The 16,062-nt window shown below is 46.2% G+C and carries 15 protein-coding genes; 8 read left to right on the top strand and 7 right to left on the bottom strand.

The genetic code is table 11. The features are described 5' to 3' along the window. Positions 1–16: 16 nt before the first annotated feature. The 3 genes from ACWYVB_RS21330 to ompW all read right to left on the bottom strand — a co-directional run bounded on the left by ACWYVB_RS21330 (position 17) and on the right by ompW (position 3,388). Positions 17–1,507, bottom strand: a complete 1,491-nt coding sequence (locus tag ACWYVB_RS21330) for an MDR family MFS transporter (protein WP_457530069.1) — start codon at positions 1,505–1,507, stop codon at positions 17–19. Then, entirely contained in the window at positions 1,504–2,529 is a 1,026-nt protein-coding gene (locus ACWYVB_RS21325) for an HlyD family secretion protein (RefSeq protein WP_199804137.1), read from the bottom strand. Before ACWYVB_RS21325 ends, ACWYVB_RS21330 begins: the two co-directional genes overlap by 4 nt. A 214-nt stretch (positions 2,530–2,743) precedes the next feature. Then, on the bottom strand, positions 2,744–3,388 hold the full coding sequence (gene ompW / locus ACWYVB_RS21320; RefSeq protein ID WP_005391962.1) for an outer membrane protein OmpW: 645 nt from the start codon (positions 3,386–3,388) through the stop codon (positions 2,744–2,746). A gap of 496 nt (positions 3,389–3,884) precedes the next feature. On the opposite strand from ompW, the gene ACWYVB_RS21315 reads away from it, so the two are divergent. From ACWYVB_RS21315 to ACWYVB_RS21305, 3 genes are read left to right on the top strand one after another with little or no spacing between them, the layout of a single operon-like run. After that, positions 3,885–4,535, top strand: a complete 651-nt coding sequence (locus ACWYVB_RS21315) for a Qnr family pentapeptide repeat protein (protein ID WP_047009754.1) — start codon at positions 3,885–3,887, stop codon at positions 4,533–4,535. Positions 4,536–4,544: 9 nt separating this feature from the next. After that, positions 4,545–4,856: a cupin domain-containing protein gene (locus tag ACWYVB_RS21310; protein ID WP_457530065.1), complete on the top strand. Its 312-nt coding sequence runs from the start codon at positions 4,545–4,547 to the stop codon at positions 4,854–4,856. A 38-nt stretch (positions 4,857–4,894) separates the two neighbouring features. Next, positions 4,895–5,515 carry an HAD-IB family hydrolase gene (locus ACWYVB_RS21305; RefSeq protein ID WP_006740967.1) on the top strand — a complete coding sequence of 207 codons (621 nt, stop codon included), beginning with the start codon at positions 4,895–4,897 and terminating at the stop codon, positions 5,513–5,515. A gap of 116 nt (positions 5,516–5,631) precedes the next feature. Here ACWYVB_RS21305 and ACWYVB_RS21300 read toward each other — a convergent pair whose 3' ends face one another. Beyond that, on the bottom strand, positions 5,632–6,810 hold the full coding sequence (locus ACWYVB_RS21300; RefSeq protein ID WP_100088169.1) for a lytic polysaccharide monooxygenase: 1,179 nt from the start codon (positions 6,808–6,810) through the stop codon (positions 5,632–5,634). A 215-nt stretch (positions 6,811–7,025) separates the two neighbouring features. Further along, the gene (locus ACWYVB_RS21295; RefSeq protein WP_031813570.1) at positions 7,026–7,466 is read right to left on the bottom strand and encodes an Lrp/AsnC family transcriptional regulator; all 441 of its coding nucleotides are present in this window, start codon (positions 7,464–7,466) and stop codon (positions 7,026–7,028) included. Positions 7,467–7,580: 114 nt separating this feature from the next. Between ACWYVB_RS21295 and ACWYVB_RS21290 the strand changes: the two genes are divergently transcribed. The 3 genes from ACWYVB_RS21290 (at position 7,581) to ACWYVB_RS21280 (ending at position 11,329) form a co-directional block, all read left to right on the top strand. Beyond that, complete coding sequence (locus ACWYVB_RS21290) at positions 7,581–8,165, top strand: LysE family translocator (protein ID WP_006740964.1); 585 nt, start codon at positions 7,581–7,583, stop codon at positions 8,163–8,165. Between the two features lie 256 nt (positions 8,166–8,421). After that, positions 8,422–10,344 carry a S9 family peptidase gene (locus tag ACWYVB_RS21285; protein WP_150334805.1) on the top strand — a complete coding sequence of 641 codons (1,923 nt, stop codon included), beginning with the start codon at positions 8,422–8,424 and terminating at the stop codon, positions 10,342–10,344. Positions 10,345–10,555: 211 nt separating this feature from the next. Beyond that, complete coding sequence (locus ACWYVB_RS21280) at positions 10,556–11,329, top strand: siderophore-interacting protein (RefSeq protein WP_046875598.1); 774 nt, start codon at positions 10,556–10,558, stop codon at positions 11,327–11,329. 99 nt (positions 11,330–11,428) lie between these two features. Here the strand turns inward: ACWYVB_RS21280 and ACWYVB_RS21275 are convergent, their stop codons facing one another. Both ACWYVB_RS21275 and ACWYVB_RS21270 read right to left on the bottom strand, forming a co-directional pair. After that, positions 11,429–12,301: a LysR family transcriptional regulator gene (locus ACWYVB_RS21275; protein WP_020841645.1), complete on the bottom strand. Its 873-nt coding sequence runs from the start codon at positions 12,299–12,301 to the stop codon at positions 11,429–11,431. Between the two features lie 80 nt (positions 12,302–12,381). Further along, complete coding sequence (locus tag ACWYVB_RS21270; RefSeq protein ID WP_457530061.1) at positions 12,382–13,188, bottom strand: arylamine N-acetyltransferase family protein; 807 nt, start codon at positions 13,186–13,188, stop codon at positions 12,382–12,384. 293 nt (positions 13,189–13,481) lie between these two features. On the opposite strand from ACWYVB_RS21270, the gene ACWYVB_RS21265 reads away from it, so the two are divergent. Both ACWYVB_RS21265 and fghA read left to right on the top strand, forming a co-directional pair. Then, a complete protein-coding gene (locus tag ACWYVB_RS21265; protein WP_005391984.1) occupies positions 13,482–14,630 on the top strand; it encodes an S-(hydroxymethyl)glutathione dehydrogenase/class III alcohol dehydrogenase in 1,149 nt (382 codons plus the stop codon). 61 nt (positions 14,631–14,691) lie between these two features. Further along, complete coding sequence (gene fghA, locus ACWYVB_RS21260) at positions 14,692–15,531, top strand: S-formylglutathione hydrolase (RefSeq protein ID WP_047009747.1); 840 nt, start codon at positions 14,692–14,694, stop codon at positions 15,529–15,531. Positions 15,532–16,062: the final 531 nt, after the last annotated feature.

The raw sequence follows: 16,062 nt of genomic DNA, 5'->3' as shown, positions 1-16,062 counted from the left end.
TCACCTGAACTTGTTGTTATTCACGCGACCGGATGAAAACCAGCATCGGCATCATGATCACGAACATCACTCCCACAAGCTGGAAGGTGTGCACAAACGCGACCATTTGCGATTGCTGCTGCAACATCTGTTGGTATTGGTCTAACGCAACCGGGTCAGTAATGGAAAGCCCCTGATTGGCCGCCCAGTCATGCAAGTTGGGGTTATAAGGATTAATACCCTCTCCCAGCGCATGCCATTGCTGCTGACTATCTCGATATTGGAACGTGGTGGCGATAGAAATACCAAACGAACTACCAATGGTACGGAACAGATTGTAAATGCTCGCCGCCGCGACAGATTGCTCTTTCGGAATCGTTAAATACGCCAAGGTGGACAGCGTCGAGAAGGTTAAACCAAGCCCCATGCCCTGAATCATACTCGGCATCACAATCCAAAATGTATCGATCTGCAGTGAGTATTGCGTCATCAAATAACTACCAATCCCGATGCAGCTCAAGCCAAAGACTATTTTGATTCTGGGATCGAATTGCGGATTGAGTTTAATCACCAAAATCAACATCGCCGCTGACGCCAATCCACGCGGTGCCATTAACAAGCCAGTGGTTGAGACCGGATAATTCAGCAAGCTTTCCAACAACATCGGTTGTTGAGTCGTCAGACCAAACATCGCCATCGACACCACAGCAATCATCAGCGACGAGACCATAAGATTTCGGTCTTTAAGCAGCCATAATGGCGCTATTGGGCTTTTGGTTTTCCAACTGCGATAGATCCACATCACCAATCCCATGACCGCGAGCAATATCGCCGTCTGGATCATGCGTGAGTTGAGCCAGTCTTCTTCGTTCCCTTTATCCAACACAAACTGCAACGCGCCCACACCTAACGCCATGTAACCGATGATCCACCAGTCAAAGTTAGGTTTGGATTTGTTGTCGATGTGGATATAGCGATAAATCAAAGAGGTACAGATCAAACCGAATGGCAAGTTGATGTAAAATATCCAGCGCCAGTTGATGTTGTCGGTGATCACGCCACCCACAACTGGGCCCAAAATAGGACCAAGCAAAATGCCGATGGAGAAAATCGCCATCGCTTTGCCTTTTTGCTCATACGGATAAATCTGCACTAACGTCGACTGCGCCAATGGAATCACCGACGCGCCGAAAGCGCCTTGGATAATGCGAAATAGCACCATCTCTTCAAGAGACTGTGCTTGCCCACAAAGCGCACTGGCAATCACAAAACCGATCACAGCAACCAGCATGACTTTGCGTTCACCAAAGCGCGACACCCAGAAACTGGTCATCGGAATGAAGATCGCTTCCGCCATGCTGTAACCCGTCAGCACCCACGTAATTTGGTCTGCTGTTGCGCCCAACGCGCCCATCATGTGCGATAGCGACACGTTCGCAACGGTCATATCGATTAACACCATGATGGCAGAAAGCATCACGGCGACGGTGGCAATTCCCCGTTTGTCTACCGTAATTTGATGACTCATTGCACGCTACTTTGCAAATCAATGGTGACTTCTGAGCTCGCACCCACGCGAAGTTGCGGCGCATCGGCCGGTACTTCTAATGCCAAACGTACAGGGAAACGCTGTTTGATTTTAACCCAGTTACCCGTTGCGTTTTCTGGTGGCATCAAGGAGAACGATGTACCACTCGCAGGCGACAGCTGTTCTACCGTTGCTTTCCACACCACGTCTGGGTACATATCAATCACCACATCCGCATGCATGCCAGCTTTAATATGAGTAAGATCGGTTTCTTTAAAGTTCGCGCGTACCCAATAGCTGTCTTTTAAAATCACAGGGAACAGCGTTTGACCCACGCTAACGACCGAGCCCACGTGCGTATTGATTTCTCCGGCAATGCCATCCACTGGTGACGTAATGTCGGTGTAGCTCAAGTTCAGCTCCGCTTGCGCTAACTGCGCTGCCGCTTGTTGAACGACCGCAGCCTCTACGCCTTCTTCACCACGGTTCGCAATGGCTTTTTCTACCGTCGCACGCGCTTGCTCTAGGCTCGCTTGGGCATTAGCAAGTTTGTTTTTCGCCGTATCTAAATCTTGGTCCGACGCCAGTTTGCGTTTCACTAGAGAATCCGTACGTTTGTACTCCACTTGCGCTTCTGTCAGGTTAGAGCGCGCCGCATCTAAGCCCGCAACGGCTTCAGTTACCTGCTTATCGGCAACGTCATGTTGCTGGACCGCCAATTGGTATGCCGCTTTTGCTTGCTTCACTGCCAACAAATATGGGCGTGAATCTATCTTCAGCAGTAGGTCACCTTTATTAACAGATTGGAAATCTTTGACATCCACAGAAACCACTTGGCCTTTTACCTGAGGCGCTACCGACAAAATTTTTGCCCTAACGTAGGCATCTTCCGTGCTTGGATGACTGTCTGAATACTGCCAAGACCAATACATCGCACCAAATGCGATAACACAGAGAGTAAAGAAAACAGTTTTTACCAGCTTAGATCTGGAGGAAGAATGCTTCGCGATGTCGCCGCTCATTTATATTGTCCACTTGTTCAATTATGTGATCAGTGTAGGACTTTTCGATCTTCGGACAATAAAATGATTTGCAAGGTAAAGATCCAATTTTGCATGTTGCTAAGTTGAGTAAATGATGTGCAATCAAAACGAGGATAAAAAAGAGGGGCAGTCCCCGTAACCGCCCCCAAAGTCATGCCAATAATAGTAATGTGCGTGTAACTACTGGTTTTTCTTAGAACTTGTAACCGCCGCTGATCATAAATACCCAAGGGTTAATTTTGACGTCGGTTTTTTGCTTCGCTCCACCTGCTTTGTAAGTTGCTTCTGTTTCAATGTTTGCGTACCACGCAGCAGCGTTGAGGAACCATTGATCGTTGATCATGTAATCCACACCAATATTCGCTGCTAGACCGAATGAGTCATCCAACTTAAGATCTGAAAGACCAGCGCCTTTACCCGTGCTATTGAAGCCCTCATCAAAGAACATGGTGTAGTTGAGACCTGCACCAACGTATGGACGGAACTTACTTTGTGGCTCGCCAAAGTAGTACTGAACCATAAGCGTTGGTGGAAGGTGTTTGGTGTCCGCGATATCACCAAGACCTAACAAATCTGTTGAGATATCGTGGCTGAATGGCGTTGCTGCTAGAAGCTCTAGGCTGATGTTATCTGTGAACATGTAGCCAAACGTCAAACCAAGCTGCGTATTTGAATCCACTTTCAATTCTTCTTGAGAACCAAGAATCTTATCGCTGCTGTCATTTGGAACGACAGACGCCGCACCAACACGAAGAACGAAGTCACCTTGTTTATGAGCGAAAACACTTGGTGACACGAGTGCAGCAACCACTGCTAGACTGCAGATTGTTTTTTTCATTTTTTATTTCCTTTTATAGGGCTTCGTTATGTCGTACCCAAAGGTGTGCCTGCTGACTGGCCTTAGATTTCAAGTAAACTCATCGCCTTGAAGCACACGGGCATCTATATTTTTTTGAGCTGCGCGCAATCTAGCACATAGAAACCCTACTATTTTGATGGAAATCAATTTGTGAAAAATATAGGTTTTTTGTATAGAGAAACGCCATACCGATCAACAAATTATGCAAATCGGATACAATTCTGTAATGCAAACTGTGCGTGTGAGAAGCCATGCCTACTCAAAAACACGAATCCTCTCGCTAGAGCTCGTAGCCAGCAAAAACTTTTTTCTTCCTCTACGTCTTCTATTTTCAAAAAACAACCCACTTAAAACGCTCGTTTGCCCCCTTAAAATTGCGATTTGAGGGGTTTGTAAAACACTGAAATACAAGAAGTTATTTTTCTGGAAAATCAGTCACTTGGAGTGCTAGTCTGCTCGCAGCTAAGGAGAAGACATGTTAAAAACCGATCTCATTTTTGAACGAGAAAACTTTTCTCATCACGATTTTCAGAATGCCACCTTTAAAAACTGCCACTTTTATATGTGCAGTTTCGACCATGCCGATCTGCGCGATGCTAAGTTCATCGACTGTCGCTTTATCGAATCCAAAGCGCTAGAAGGGTGTAGTTTTCGCTTCGCGAACTTAAAAGATGCTAGCTTTACGAACTGTATGCTGGCAATGAGCCTGTTTAACGGCGCAAATTGTATGGGCTTAGAACTGCGTAAGTGCGATCTCAAAGGGGCAAACTTCCAAGGTGCAAACTTTGCTAATCGCGTCAGTAACACCATGTTTTTCTGTTCTGCTTTTATTACTGGCTGCAACCTTACCTACTGTAACTTCGAGCGAGCGTTACTAGAAAAATGTGACCTCTTTGAAAACCGTTGGAACGGTGCAAACCTCGCAGGGGCAAGCCTCAAAGGCTCGGATTTATCTCGTTGCGAATTCTCGCCAGAACAATGGGGAACCTTTAACGTTGAGCAGTGTGATCTGACTCATGTCGAACTAGACGGGCTAGATGTTCGCCGCGTTTCTCTGTTTGGTGTTAAAATTTGTGATTGGCAACAAGAGCAATTGCTTGCGCCTTTTGGACTGATCATTATCTAAGGAAAGGCCATGAACCTGTTTAAAGACTTACCGAATAACCTCGACGAGGAAGTGTTCGAAGACCTGCTGACCCACAAAAACCTGCGTATAGAACGCATTGTCTCAACAGGGCAAACCTCGCCCAAAAGTGGCTGGTACGATCAAGAAGAACATGAAGGGGTATTGGTTCTTAAAGGAGCTGGAGAGCTGACTTTTGAATCAGGTGTAGTGCAACGACTTGAGGCAGGCGATCACGTGACAATTCCGGCTCATACCAAACACAAAGTGAGCTGGACTGACCCAACGCAAGAAACCATCTGGTTGGCAGTATTTTATCAATAAACACAAAACGATCTTAAATCGAAAGATAGGCGCTGAATTTGCTCGATACTACCAAGCCGTCACTGGCACTGTTTGATTTTGATGGCACCATTACCCGAGAGGATATGTTTAGCCTTTTCTTACACTATTCTGCTTATGGCCTGCGCAAGCGAGTAGGAAAGGTCGCCATCATGCCGTTTTATGCGCTGTACAAACTCGGAGTGTTACCCGCTCGTTTTATGCGTCCGCTCAGCAGTTTTATTGCATTTTCAGGGAAAGAAACGCAGCAAATTGAAGCGATTGGCGCTCAGTTTGCCCATGAAGTGATCCCGCTGTACTTACGGCCAGAAGCGATGGAAAGGTTGGCGTGGCATCAACACAGAGGCGATACCATTGTGGTGGTGTCGGCATCACTCAATGCGTATCTCAAGCCTTGGTGTGAAGCGAACGGTTACCACTTGCTGTGCAGTGAACTGATCTCAGAGCAGCCAAAACTGAGTGGCTTTTACCAGCAAGGTGATTGCAGTTTAGAAAGAAAAGTCTCGCGCGTTAAGGCGGCGTTTTCGCTCGACGAGTTTGAGTCTATTTATGCCTACGGTGATACACACGAAGACATTCCGATGCTCAAACTGGCAGACTACGCGATGCTCAACTGGATCGAGTGGAGAGCAAGCGAATAACGATATGTGCTCTGATTTTCAAGACAACCACTCCACCAAAGTGGTCGTTTTAGACTGAAAAAACAAACCCTTCTCACATGAGAAGGGTTTTATTGATCAGGGCCCGAATAAATGGCTTAACGCCATACACCCCATTGACCCGTTGTGCCTGGTTCCTCACCAGACGTCCACCACTGGGCAGTCCATTCTTTACCGTTGTGCGTCACCACATCACCTTGGTCGTAAACGGCCGTCTTGTCCCACAAGTTGGTTGGTTCAACTGGTGGCGGTACATCCGCTTTGATCAGTGACAACGCATAACTGAAGTCTGCGCTTGGCGCTAATACTTGGTTCGCATTCACGTTCTTACTATCGAACATGTAGTGGTTCATCTCTTGATGCCAAATGCCTACATACCAATCGCCCGTTTGCTGCGCGTTAAATTGATCCGCAATTTCTGCCGCCCAAGTCGTCGTATTGTTTGCGCTGATTGGCAGTGAAATATCAACAATTTCATTGCCTGTCGCATTAAACGTACGGAAACGGATGGTGTCACCCGCTTCTACTGGTCCAAAACCTTGCTGAACAAAGTAGCCCAGAGATGTCAGATTATTACCCGGTTCGGTTGGATCAACGGGGTCAGTCGGCGGCGTCGTACCTGTTCCGTTTAACGTAATGTCACTACAGTTGTAGAAACCTTCACCAGCGACATCAATGCGCTGCCAACGAGTATAAAGCACCGCATCGCCCGAGCGATCGGCAGGGAAAGTGACTTGAATACGGTAGCGTTTTTCCGCATCAACATACACGTCACCTGCGGTGTCAATCAGCTCTAAATCACTCCAAGTAAGCGGTTTTGAATCATCATAGGTCGGCTTGGTGAGATAGAATTCCCAGTATGATGGGTTGTGCGGCGCCTTGCCGTAAAACACCAATTCAATCTGGTTATTTGCATCTGGTGTAACATTGGTGCGCTGCCAGTTTGGAGAAGGAATGTTCAAACCTTTTTTAGCCGCGTCTCCAGCAGAACACAGTTCGCCATCTCGGACTACGGCTTTAACATGCTCCATATCTCGGTAATTTGGTACGTTTGCTGCAATTTCACTGCGCTGCACAAACGGGTAAGCACCAGATTCTTCAAAAGCCGCTTTACACGCTTGGTTGGGGATCTCATTGGTCCAAAAACCACCGTCTAAATAACACGTATTTTGACGAGCGCTTGGAAATTCTACCCAGCCGTGGGCATTGACGTTAAATGAGCTCAATGCGGCAACAGCGCTTAAGCTCAAAAGAGGAAGTGTTACATGTGATTTCATCGTTCATCCTTAAATTTGCTGACTCGCCGCTCATGAACACAAGCGGTTTAAGCAAAACTAGCAGGATGAGATTATTTCGAAGGTGAGAATAAAGGTGGAAATTGTAAGAGTGCCATCTGCTTTCCAGCATTTGTTGTGTACTTATCTCATACTCGACTGACTCTTTCGAGTCACTTCAAATTCATGTGCAACAAAACCATGCCACTCTTGACCGACTAACGTTCGTCTTTCGGTGTGTCCATTACCACCATGGTTGTGATCGACTTAACGTGCTCACACTCACCCAGTACATCGGCATGGAACGCTTTATATGCGGCCAAATTTTGCGTTTCTACGCGTATTAAATACTCATTGGCTCCCGTAATATTGTGACATTCCACCACTTCATCTACAAAGCGCACGTGTTCTTCAAAACCAAGCTGTGCTTGCTTAGAGTGCGAGGCCAAACCAATAGACACGTAAGCGACAAAACCCACACCAAGTTGCTGATTATCCAGCACCGCTCGGTAGCCTTTGATCACGCCTTTACGCTCTAAATCTTGCACTCGGCGTAAGGTTGCAGACGGAGATAAACCAACGCGTTCCGACAGCTCCACATTGGAGATTCTTCCGTCTCGCTTGAGCACTTGCAATATTCTTTCGTCAAATCTATCCATGATGATGTTTCATTGCTTATTTAGTTTCTAATCATCAAATAAAAGCACAATATTGACCTCAGTTCTACTTATAGTTGTTCTCAACTTATCGAGAACTGATTCAAGGAACAATCTATGGAATATCATCAACTGGGCGCTTTGGCGTTGTTCGCTTTTGTCTCCACTTTTACGCCGGGTCCCAATAACATTATGTTGATGACCTCAGGGGCAAATGTTGGCTTTAAACGCACCATTCCACACATGTTGGGCATTACCTTCGGTTTTGGTGCCATGTTAATTTTGGTGGGCATTGGTTTGATGAGTCTCTTCAACGCTTACCCGATTACTCACTCCATTTTGAAAGTATTGAGCTTGAGTTATTTGCTGTACTTGACGTACAAAATCGCCACGAGCGGCAAAACCGAAGCAAAACACGATTTTCGCCCGATGTCTTTTTTAGGGGCGGTGGCATTCCAGTGGGTGAACCCAAAAGGTTGGTCGATGGCGTTGACGGCCATTACGGTATACACCAGTGGCGGTTCTTGGCTTGAACTGACTTTTATCGCCGGTATCTTCTGTTTAGCCAACTTGCCATCGGTAACATTTTGGACCGCGGCAGGCATGCAACTTCAACGCTGGTTGACCACATCTAGGCGTGTAAAAGGGTTTAACTATGGGATGGCAGCGCTTTTACTGCTGTCTACTATCCCAATGATATAGAAGACAAAATAGCCGTAAAACCGTGATCTAATACAAAGTTCAGGTAGATACTGAATCAATAATCACAATCTAACGCCACTTTTGGACAATGCCAGGGTCATAGTAGCGAAGCAATGCGCTATTTATTAAAAGCACACTAATCATAAGCCACAGCTATTTTTAATGTTCGTTGCTTGCTCGCAGTAACTGCGATGAATCTATCACCCTGGCCAAAAGCTCATGAGCTTAAGGTCCTTTACACAAGGAGCGTTACACAATGCACACTCGCAAGCTTATTCTTGCTGCCACTTTTGGATTATTATTGGCGGGTTGCAGTCAAACATCCACCACAACCAATGCTGAAGTCATTCCACCCGAGTATCCAGTGGATTATTTCTTTAAAAACAGCGAAGTTTCTAGCTATCAAATCTCTCCTGCTGGTGACTACATCTCAATGATGAAGCCATGGCAAGACCGTAAGAACGTCTTTGTTTATCCCACAGATAATCCCGATCAGATAAAACGCGTCACATCCGTAACAGGGCGTGACATCGCATACTACTACTGGGTTGGCGAAGACACCGTAATTTACTCTCGTGATACGGGAGGAGATGAGAACTTTTATCTCGTGACGGTTAATGTCAAAACAGGCGAAGAGAAAACCATCACACCGACATCCGGTGTTGTGGCATACGTTATCGACACACTAGACAATCAACCCGATGACATTTTGATTTCGAGTAACGAGCGTAACCCGCAAGTCTTTGATGTCTATCGACATAATCTAAAAACAGGCGAAAATACTCTCGTCGCGCAAAACCCGGGCAATGTGCGCTCATGGGGTACCGATCACGATGGCAACATTCGTGTCATCACCACATCAGATGGTGTTAATACCTCCGTTTTATATCGCGATACAGTTGAAGATGAATTTAAGCCGCTAAAGAATCTCACTTTCAAAGAGAGCTTTAGCCCCATTTCATTCACGCCGGACAACAAAAACTTATATGTGGCATCACGAATTACGCGTGATAAATCAGCCATCGTTGAATACGATGTAAAAGCCAATAAAGAAATACGAGAAATCTTCTCTCACCCGGAAGTTGACGTGAATAGCGCTCACTACTCTGAAGCGCTTAATAAGCTGGTTTCAGTCTCTTACGTGACAGATAAAAACCACTATCACTTCTTAGATGATTCCTACCAACAAACCTTCGAACGCCTCTCAGAGAAACTGCCAAATGTAGAAATTTCTGTAACCAGTGCGACGCGAGATGAAAGTAAAATGATTGTCGTCACCTACAGCGATGTCGATCGACCAAATTACTACTTCTACGATCGTAAAGCAGACAAATTGGAGAAATTGGCAGAAAACGCTCCATGGCATAAGCCAGAACATATGGCGAAGATGACGCCTATCCAATACACCGCTCGCGATGGAGAAACCATTCATGGGTACCTAACGCTGCCGAAGGGTCGAGAAGCCAAAGATCTGCCTTTGCTTGTGCTCCCACACGGCGGTCCATGGGCTCGTGATCACTGGGGATTTCAGCCTGAGGTACAATTATTCGCTAACCGCGGTATCGCGGTGCTGCAAATGAACTTCAGGGGATCAACTGGTTATGGTCGCGAGTTTTGGGAGAAGTCGTTCAAGCAATGGGGACAATCCATGCAGGATGACATTACCGACGGTGTCAAATGGGCTACCGAACAAGGTTACGCACAAGATGGCAACGTATGTATTTATGGTGCCTCTTATGGCGGCTACGCAACTCTGGCGGGGGTGACATTCACTCCGGATTTATATAAGTGCGGAATCGACTACGTTGGCGTATCTAACTTATTTACCTTTATGGACTCCATTCCACCTTATTGGGCACCATTCCTTGCAATGTTACACGAGCAAGTAGGCAATCCGAATGATCCTGAAGATGCGAAAATGATGAAAGCCTACTCACCAGTGTTCCATGTCGACCAAATTAAGGCACCCTTATTGGTCCTACAAGGTGCACAAGATCCACGCGTGGTGAAGAGCGAGTCAGACCAAATCGTTGATGCACTGCGCGAACGAGGCGTCGAGGTCGAATACATCGTGAAGGAAAATGAGGGGCACGGATTCCGCTCTTTAGAGAACCGTCTTGATGGTTACCAAGCGATGGATAGATTCCTAAAAACACATTTACTTGAGCAGACTCAGTAAGCCTTTACTTCGTTAAGTTCGAAAGGGCATGTTGGCGTGCCCTTTCTTATTTTTTCTACGTATCTTGCTCGACCCAGTCCCCAGTACTACTGCAATACTCCAATAATCCAGCTCAATTCACAGTGTAAATTTATATAAAGACACTACCCTCTTATGAGAGATCTTGATAACCTTAAATGAGAAAGAGAATAATTATCGAGTAGAGTCAAAGATGAAGAAGAAGCCTCAACCTAAAACGATTGTTGTCACAGATACAGAGACAATTACCCCAAATATGCAGCGTATTACTTTGCAAGGTGAAGCGCTAAGCCAGTTTCCACGCGACTGCGAAGGTAGCTACATCAAGCTATTGTTCAATGAGATGGGCGGTACCGATTTGAGCATGCTAAGCGACGATGACCGACCATTAATGCGAACCTATACTATTCGTCGTTTCCATCCGGAAACACACACCATCGAAGTCGATTTTGTCCGCCACACCACACAAGATTTACAGTGTGGTTTTGCCGCGCGTTGGGCGATGGCCGCACAAAAAGGCGATACGATTAATATCGTAGGTCCAGGCAGTATCTCTAATTTAAATACCGAGGCTGACTGGTTCTTTATGGCCGCCGATATGACAGCACTTCCTGCCCTTTCAGCGAAAATTCGTACGCTACCCGAAGAGGCAAGAGGCTACGCCGTGATCAGTGTGATGTCTGCGGCCGACATCCAGCCCCTACACGCGCCAGCAGGCATGGAGTTGATTTGGCTAACCGAAGGGCAAGCCTTGGCTGATAGCGTTCGCGAACTCGAGTGGTTAGATGGTAACGCTTCGATATGGTGTGCGTGTGAGTTCGATTCAATGCGTGCGCTGCGCCAATACTTCCGCAACGAGAAAGAAGTTGATCGTGAAAATATCTACATCAGCAGCTATTGGAAACAAGGCGTGTCGGAAGACGGGCACAAAGTGATTAAACGTGAAGACGCGGAATCCAATCAATAGTGGTTCATGTCTGTTCGATTCCAGCTCTCATCCCAATAAAAACGCCCGGCACCACCGGGCGTTTTAGCAACATACTTTGTAATGAGGCACTTTAAACCGCTAATCAACAAGCTCTTGCGCCAAAAAGTCGATCAATAACCGCACTTTTGGCGACAAATTGCGACTTTGCGGATACAGCGCCCAAATGCCTTCGCGATCGTCGCGGTAATCGGTCAGCACCTCGACCAACTCACCACTGTCTAACGCTTCTTGAACGTAGTAATCCGGCAGCTGCACTAAACCCAGACCGCGTTTCGCTGCGTCCACCAAAGCAAAACCGCTGTTGCATTTAATTCGTCCCGACACGCGTAAAGATTTATCGCGTTTATTTTCCTTAAAGTGCCAATAGTCGACCGAGCCAACCAAGCACTGATGCCGTCCCAATTCCGACAACGTATGTGGCTCACCAAAACGCTCCAAGTACATCGGACTGGCACACACGTAGGTTTGACGTGAGGAAAGACGCTTGGCGATCATGCTGGAATCTTGCAAGCGGCCAAGACGAATCGCCACGTCCACACCTTGCTCAATCAAATCCAGCTTTTGGTTGGTCAGCACTAAATCAAGATCCACACGCGGGTACTTTTCCAAAAACTGATGCAAAAGCGGCGCGAGGTTCATTTCCCCATACGTCACAGGAGCCGTCACGCGCAGCAAACCGCGCGGTTCGGTCTGCATTTGCGTGACAGCAAGCTCGGCCAGTTCTAACCCTTCCACCAAATGTTTACACTGCTGGTAATAGAGTTGTCCGGCTTCAGACAGGGAGACTTTTCGCGTCGTGCGATGCAGCAATTTCACCGCAAGTCGTTCTTCAAGTGCTGATACCCGACGACTGATTTGTGCCACCGATGTTTTCAGCTTAGCTGCTGCTCCGGTAAAACTGTTGGTTTCCGCCACAGCAACAAATTCGCTGACCCCTTCCCAATTCGCCATGCTGTATTCCTGTCGACCTCTTTTAGACAAATAGTGATGAAAATATTCTCGTCGCGCTACGCTTTGAAAACGGGAGAACTTTACGCGTCAGGCAACGGACGAAGATCGCCGTACTGCGCATCAAGTTCAATGCCGAAGTGTTCTTTCAAGGCATCCAAATAAGCTTGGCCTGGCTCTAACTCCAATTCTGTCTGCTCACCTTGGCTGGTGTATTTGAGTGTGTAGTTAAGCAATGTCACCAACCCACTTTCTGTTGCTTTCGCCGCGACTCTTGCGCTGGTAAAACGCGAGTGAGGAGAAGTGGAAGTAAAAAAGTTGCCACACGCGATATCACCCGCAAACACAAACTCTAAATCGAAGCTATAAAGGTTGTTCCATGTGTCCGTTCCATCCGTTGACAACACTTGAAGGAAGTAACCAAACTGAGCATCTTCGACAAAGCGGAAGGTTTGTAAATCCGTCTGAATCACTTGGTTGAGGATAAACGGCAATGGCACGCGCGGCGTATTGGAGCCAAAGCCCACATCAACAATCCATGCTTGTTCATCCAGCGTCACCAACGTGATTTGATGACTACGGCCAGTTGGTGTGCCCGACACATGCACACGTCCTAGTAAACTGCGTGCTTCAAATCCGAGAGTATTGAGTACCTCAAGCATTAAGCCATTCAGTTCAAAGCAGTAGCCACCACGGGAGTGATACACGGTTTTTTGAATGATGTCTTCAATCTCAACAGAGATGCCACGCTGCAACGCAATATCAAAGTTCTCAAACGGCAGGCTGCGGTGCTGCGCCACGTGTACTTTATGTAATGTTTCTAAATCGGCAGGTAGCTCTCTTGGCAAACCGAGCTTGGTTAAATAGGCATTCAGATCCGTCTTGTTCATAATCACTCTTACTTCGCTGATGGGTTGATTGCGTTCTACTCTAGCCCCTCTACCTAACTTCAGGTCAACTGCCTTTTCCGCTTTCCCTTCCGCGTTGAGGAGGCATCACACTCTTGTTGTCCACTCACCTTAGCATTATTACGTATATGTAAAAATCATTTTCAACATGGACGGATTATCATTTTTATTGAAACACCTAGAATAGATACCAACAAAACGACGCAGCGCAGTAAGCAAACCTTAACTACGCTTATTACGTCACTCCATATACTGAGAATATAAAGGAAAATCCAATGACTGTTGAAATCAAACCTGGTCAAACTCACATCAAATCCAAGGCAATGGTTGCGTGGGCCGCTGGCGAACCACTGAAAATGGAAGAAGTGGATGTACAGCTTCCTAAAGCGGGTGAAGTGCTAGTGCGCATCGTCGCGACAGGTGTTTGTCATACTGATGCGTTCACTCTGTCAGGCGACGATCCAGAAGGCATCTTCCCTTCGATTCTTGGTCACGAAGGTGGCGGTATTGTTGAAATGGTTGGCGAAGGTGTTACCAGCGTTGAGGTTGGCGACCACGTGATTCCTCTTTACACCGCAGAATGTGGCGAGTGTAAGTTCTGTAAATCGGGCAAAACCAACCTTTGTCAGGCCGTTCGTGAAACACAAGGTAAAGGTCTGATGCCAGATGGTACAAGCCGTTTTTCTATCAACGGTGAAACCATCTTCCACTACATGGGTTGTTCTACTTTCTCTGAGTACACGGTACTCCCTGAAATCTCGCTAGCGAAAGTAAACAAAGATGCACCACTTGAAGAAGTGTGTCTGTTAGGTTGTGGCGTAACAACTGGTATGGGCGCAGTTATGAATACGGCAAAAGTTGAAAAAGGCGACACGGTTGCGATATTCGGTCTGGGTGGTATCGGTCTTTCAGCAATCATCGGTGCACGCATGGTGGGTGCAAGCCGCATCATCGGTATCGATATCAACGAAAGCAAATTCGATCTTGCAAAACAGCTAGGCGCAACCGATGTGATTAACCCACAGAAATTCGACAAGCCTATCCAAGAAGTGATTGTTGAAATGACTGACGGTGGTGTTGACTACTCATTCGAATGTATCGGTAACGTAAACGTGATGCGTCAGGCACTTGAGTGTTGTCACAAAGGTTGGGGTGAGTCGGTGATCATCGGTGTTGCGGGTGCTGGTCAAGAGATCTCAACTCGTCCATTCCAGCTAGTTACTGGTCGTGTATGGCGTGGCTCGGCTTTCGGTGGTGTTAAAGGCCGCTCTGAGCTTCCAGAAATCGTAAACCGTTACATGGCTGGTGAGTTTGGCTTGCAAGAGTTCATTACTCATACAATGGGATTGGCTGACGTAAACAAAGCGTTTGATCTGATGCACGAAGGTAAGAGTATCCGTACTGTTATTCATATGGATCAATAATGCTGCCTCAGGCTCTCCTTTTGGGGAGCCTGAATTCATTCTGTTGTTAGAGAGTTTATTCATGACCATTGAAAATGTAAGCCAGGCCAAAGTGTTTGGCGGTTGGCACAAACAATATACACACGAATCCAAAGCCCTAAACTGCACGATGCGCTTTGCGATTTTCTTACCACCGAATGCCACTAAATCGAACCCCGTACCCGCTTTGTACTGGTTGTCGGGCTTAACCTGCACCGATGAAAACTTTATGCAGAAAGCGGGCGCATTTCGTATGGCGGCCGAGCTTGGCATTGCGATCATTGCACCAGACACGAGTCCAAGAGGCGAAGGTATCGCTGACGATGAAAACTATGACCTGGGTAAAGGAGCTGGCTTTTACCTTAATGCGACTCAAGCACCTTGGTCACTGCATTACTTCATGTACGATTACGTGACTAAAGAGTTACCAGAGATCATTGAAAGCAATTTCCCTGTCTCAGAAGTAAAATCCATTTCTGGGCACAGCATGGGAGGTCACGGAGCATTAACCATTGGTCTGAAAAACGCAGAACAATATCGCTCAATATCGGCGTTTAGCCCTATCTGTAACCCAGTCCAATGCCCTTGGGGACAAAAAGCTTTTACTGCTTACTTAGGCAAAGATATTGAAAGCTGGAAGCAATACGATGCAAGTGAGCTTCTCAAGCAAAAACCATCACCACTTCCTATTTTGGTTGATCAAGGTGATGCTGATGGCTTCCTCAACGAGCAACTTAGGCCAGAAGCGCTGGTTGCTGCAGCAAAAGTGCATGATTCAAACCTGAACTTAAGAATGCAATCTGGTTATGACCATAGCTATTATTTCATCTCAAGCTTTATTGACGATCATCTCAACTTCCATGCGAAGTATTTGTTTGCCTAATTCATAGAAGTAACTTGATGAATTAAAAAATAAAGTCACCTACCTAGGTGGCTTTATTTTTGGTGCGTATTAACATACCAATCTTAAATAACATTGGAATAAAGATAGAGAACAATGTAAGGATGAAATCGGGTTTGCTTATACCTCAATCATTAACCCTTCTAATTCTCATTCACAATACAATTCATCGGTTGAAAATAGGATTAATTTCCATTAAAAATCTGCGAACTGACACGAATTCGTTATAGAGCGAAATAATAACGCATATTTCTGACCTTTTAATTAAGAAGTCACTTAATAACCTTGACGTACAGTAAACCGACAGTTACTTTTCAAACATAACATATTATAAAATCTCATCCGGTTGGCTCTATTATTACAATTACAAATAAAGTACCGCTAGCACCTTTGTCCTAGCTCAGCAAAAAGAATAAAACTCAAAGGGCATATGATGCCGTCATTCCGCAGCCAATTTCAGAATTAAAACAATGTGATCCAGTGATCGTTTACAAATGTTAGTGCGACAGACCT

This window comes from Vibrio sp. JZG10, assembly GCF_054064075.1.
This window is presented reverse-complemented; position numbering and strand designations above follow the sequence as displayed.

Bases quoted from the DNA above. Each gene is read 5' to 3' on its own strand.
- ACWYVB_RS21275 (WP_020841645.1), bottom strand. From the start codon at position 12,301: ATGGCGAATTGGGAAGGGGTCAGCGAATTTGTTGCTGTGGCGGAAACC.
- ompW (WP_005391962.1), bottom strand. From the start codon at position 3,388: ATGAAAAAAACAATCTGCAGTCTAGCAGTGGTTGCTGCACTCGTGTCA.
- ACWYVB_RS21280 (WP_046875598.1), top strand. From the start codon at position 10,556: ATGAAGAAGAAGCCTCAACCTAAAACGATTGTTGTCACAGATACAGAG.
- ACWYVB_RS21270 (WP_457530061.1), bottom strand. From the start codon at position 13,188: ATGAACAAGACGGATCTGAATGCCTATTTAACCAAGCTCGGTTTGCCA.
- ACWYVB_RS21265 (WP_005391984.1), top strand. From the start codon at position 13,482: ATGACTGTTGAAATCAAACCTGGTCAAACTCACATCAAATCCAAGGCA.
- ACWYVB_RS21290 (WP_006740964.1), top strand. From the start codon at position 7,581: ATGGAATATCATCAACTGGGCGCTTTGGCGTTGTTCGCTTTTGTCTCC.
- ACWYVB_RS21310 (WP_457530065.1), top strand. From the start codon at position 4,545: ATGAACCTGTTTAAAGACTTACCGAATAACCTCGACGAGGAAGTGTTC.
- ACWYVB_RS21295 (WP_031813570.1), bottom strand. From the start codon at position 7,466: ATGGATAGATTTGACGAAAGAATATTGCAAGTGCTCAAGCGAGACGGA.
- ACWYVB_RS21300 (WP_100088169.1), bottom strand. From the start codon at position 6,810: ATGAAATCACATGTAACACTTCCTCTTTTGAGCTTAAGCGCTGTTGCC.
- ACWYVB_RS21330 (WP_457530069.1), bottom strand. From the start codon at position 1,507: ATGAGTCATCAAATTACGGTAGACAAACGGGGAATTGCCACCGTCGCC.
- ACWYVB_RS21285 (WP_150334805.1), top strand. From the start codon at position 8,422: ATGCACACTCGCAAGCTTATTCTTGCTGCCACTTTTGGATTATTATTG.
- fghA (WP_047009747.1), top strand. From the start codon at position 14,692: ATGACCATTGAAAATGTAAGCCAGGCCAAAGTGTTTGGCGGTTGGCAC.
- ACWYVB_RS21325 (WP_199804137.1), bottom strand. From the start codon at position 2,529: ATGAGCGGCGACATCGCGAAGCATTCTTCCTCCAGATCTAAGCTGGTA.
- ACWYVB_RS21315 (WP_047009754.1), top strand. From the start codon at position 3,885: ATGTTAAAAACCGATCTCATTTTTGAACGAGAAAACTTTTCTCATCAC.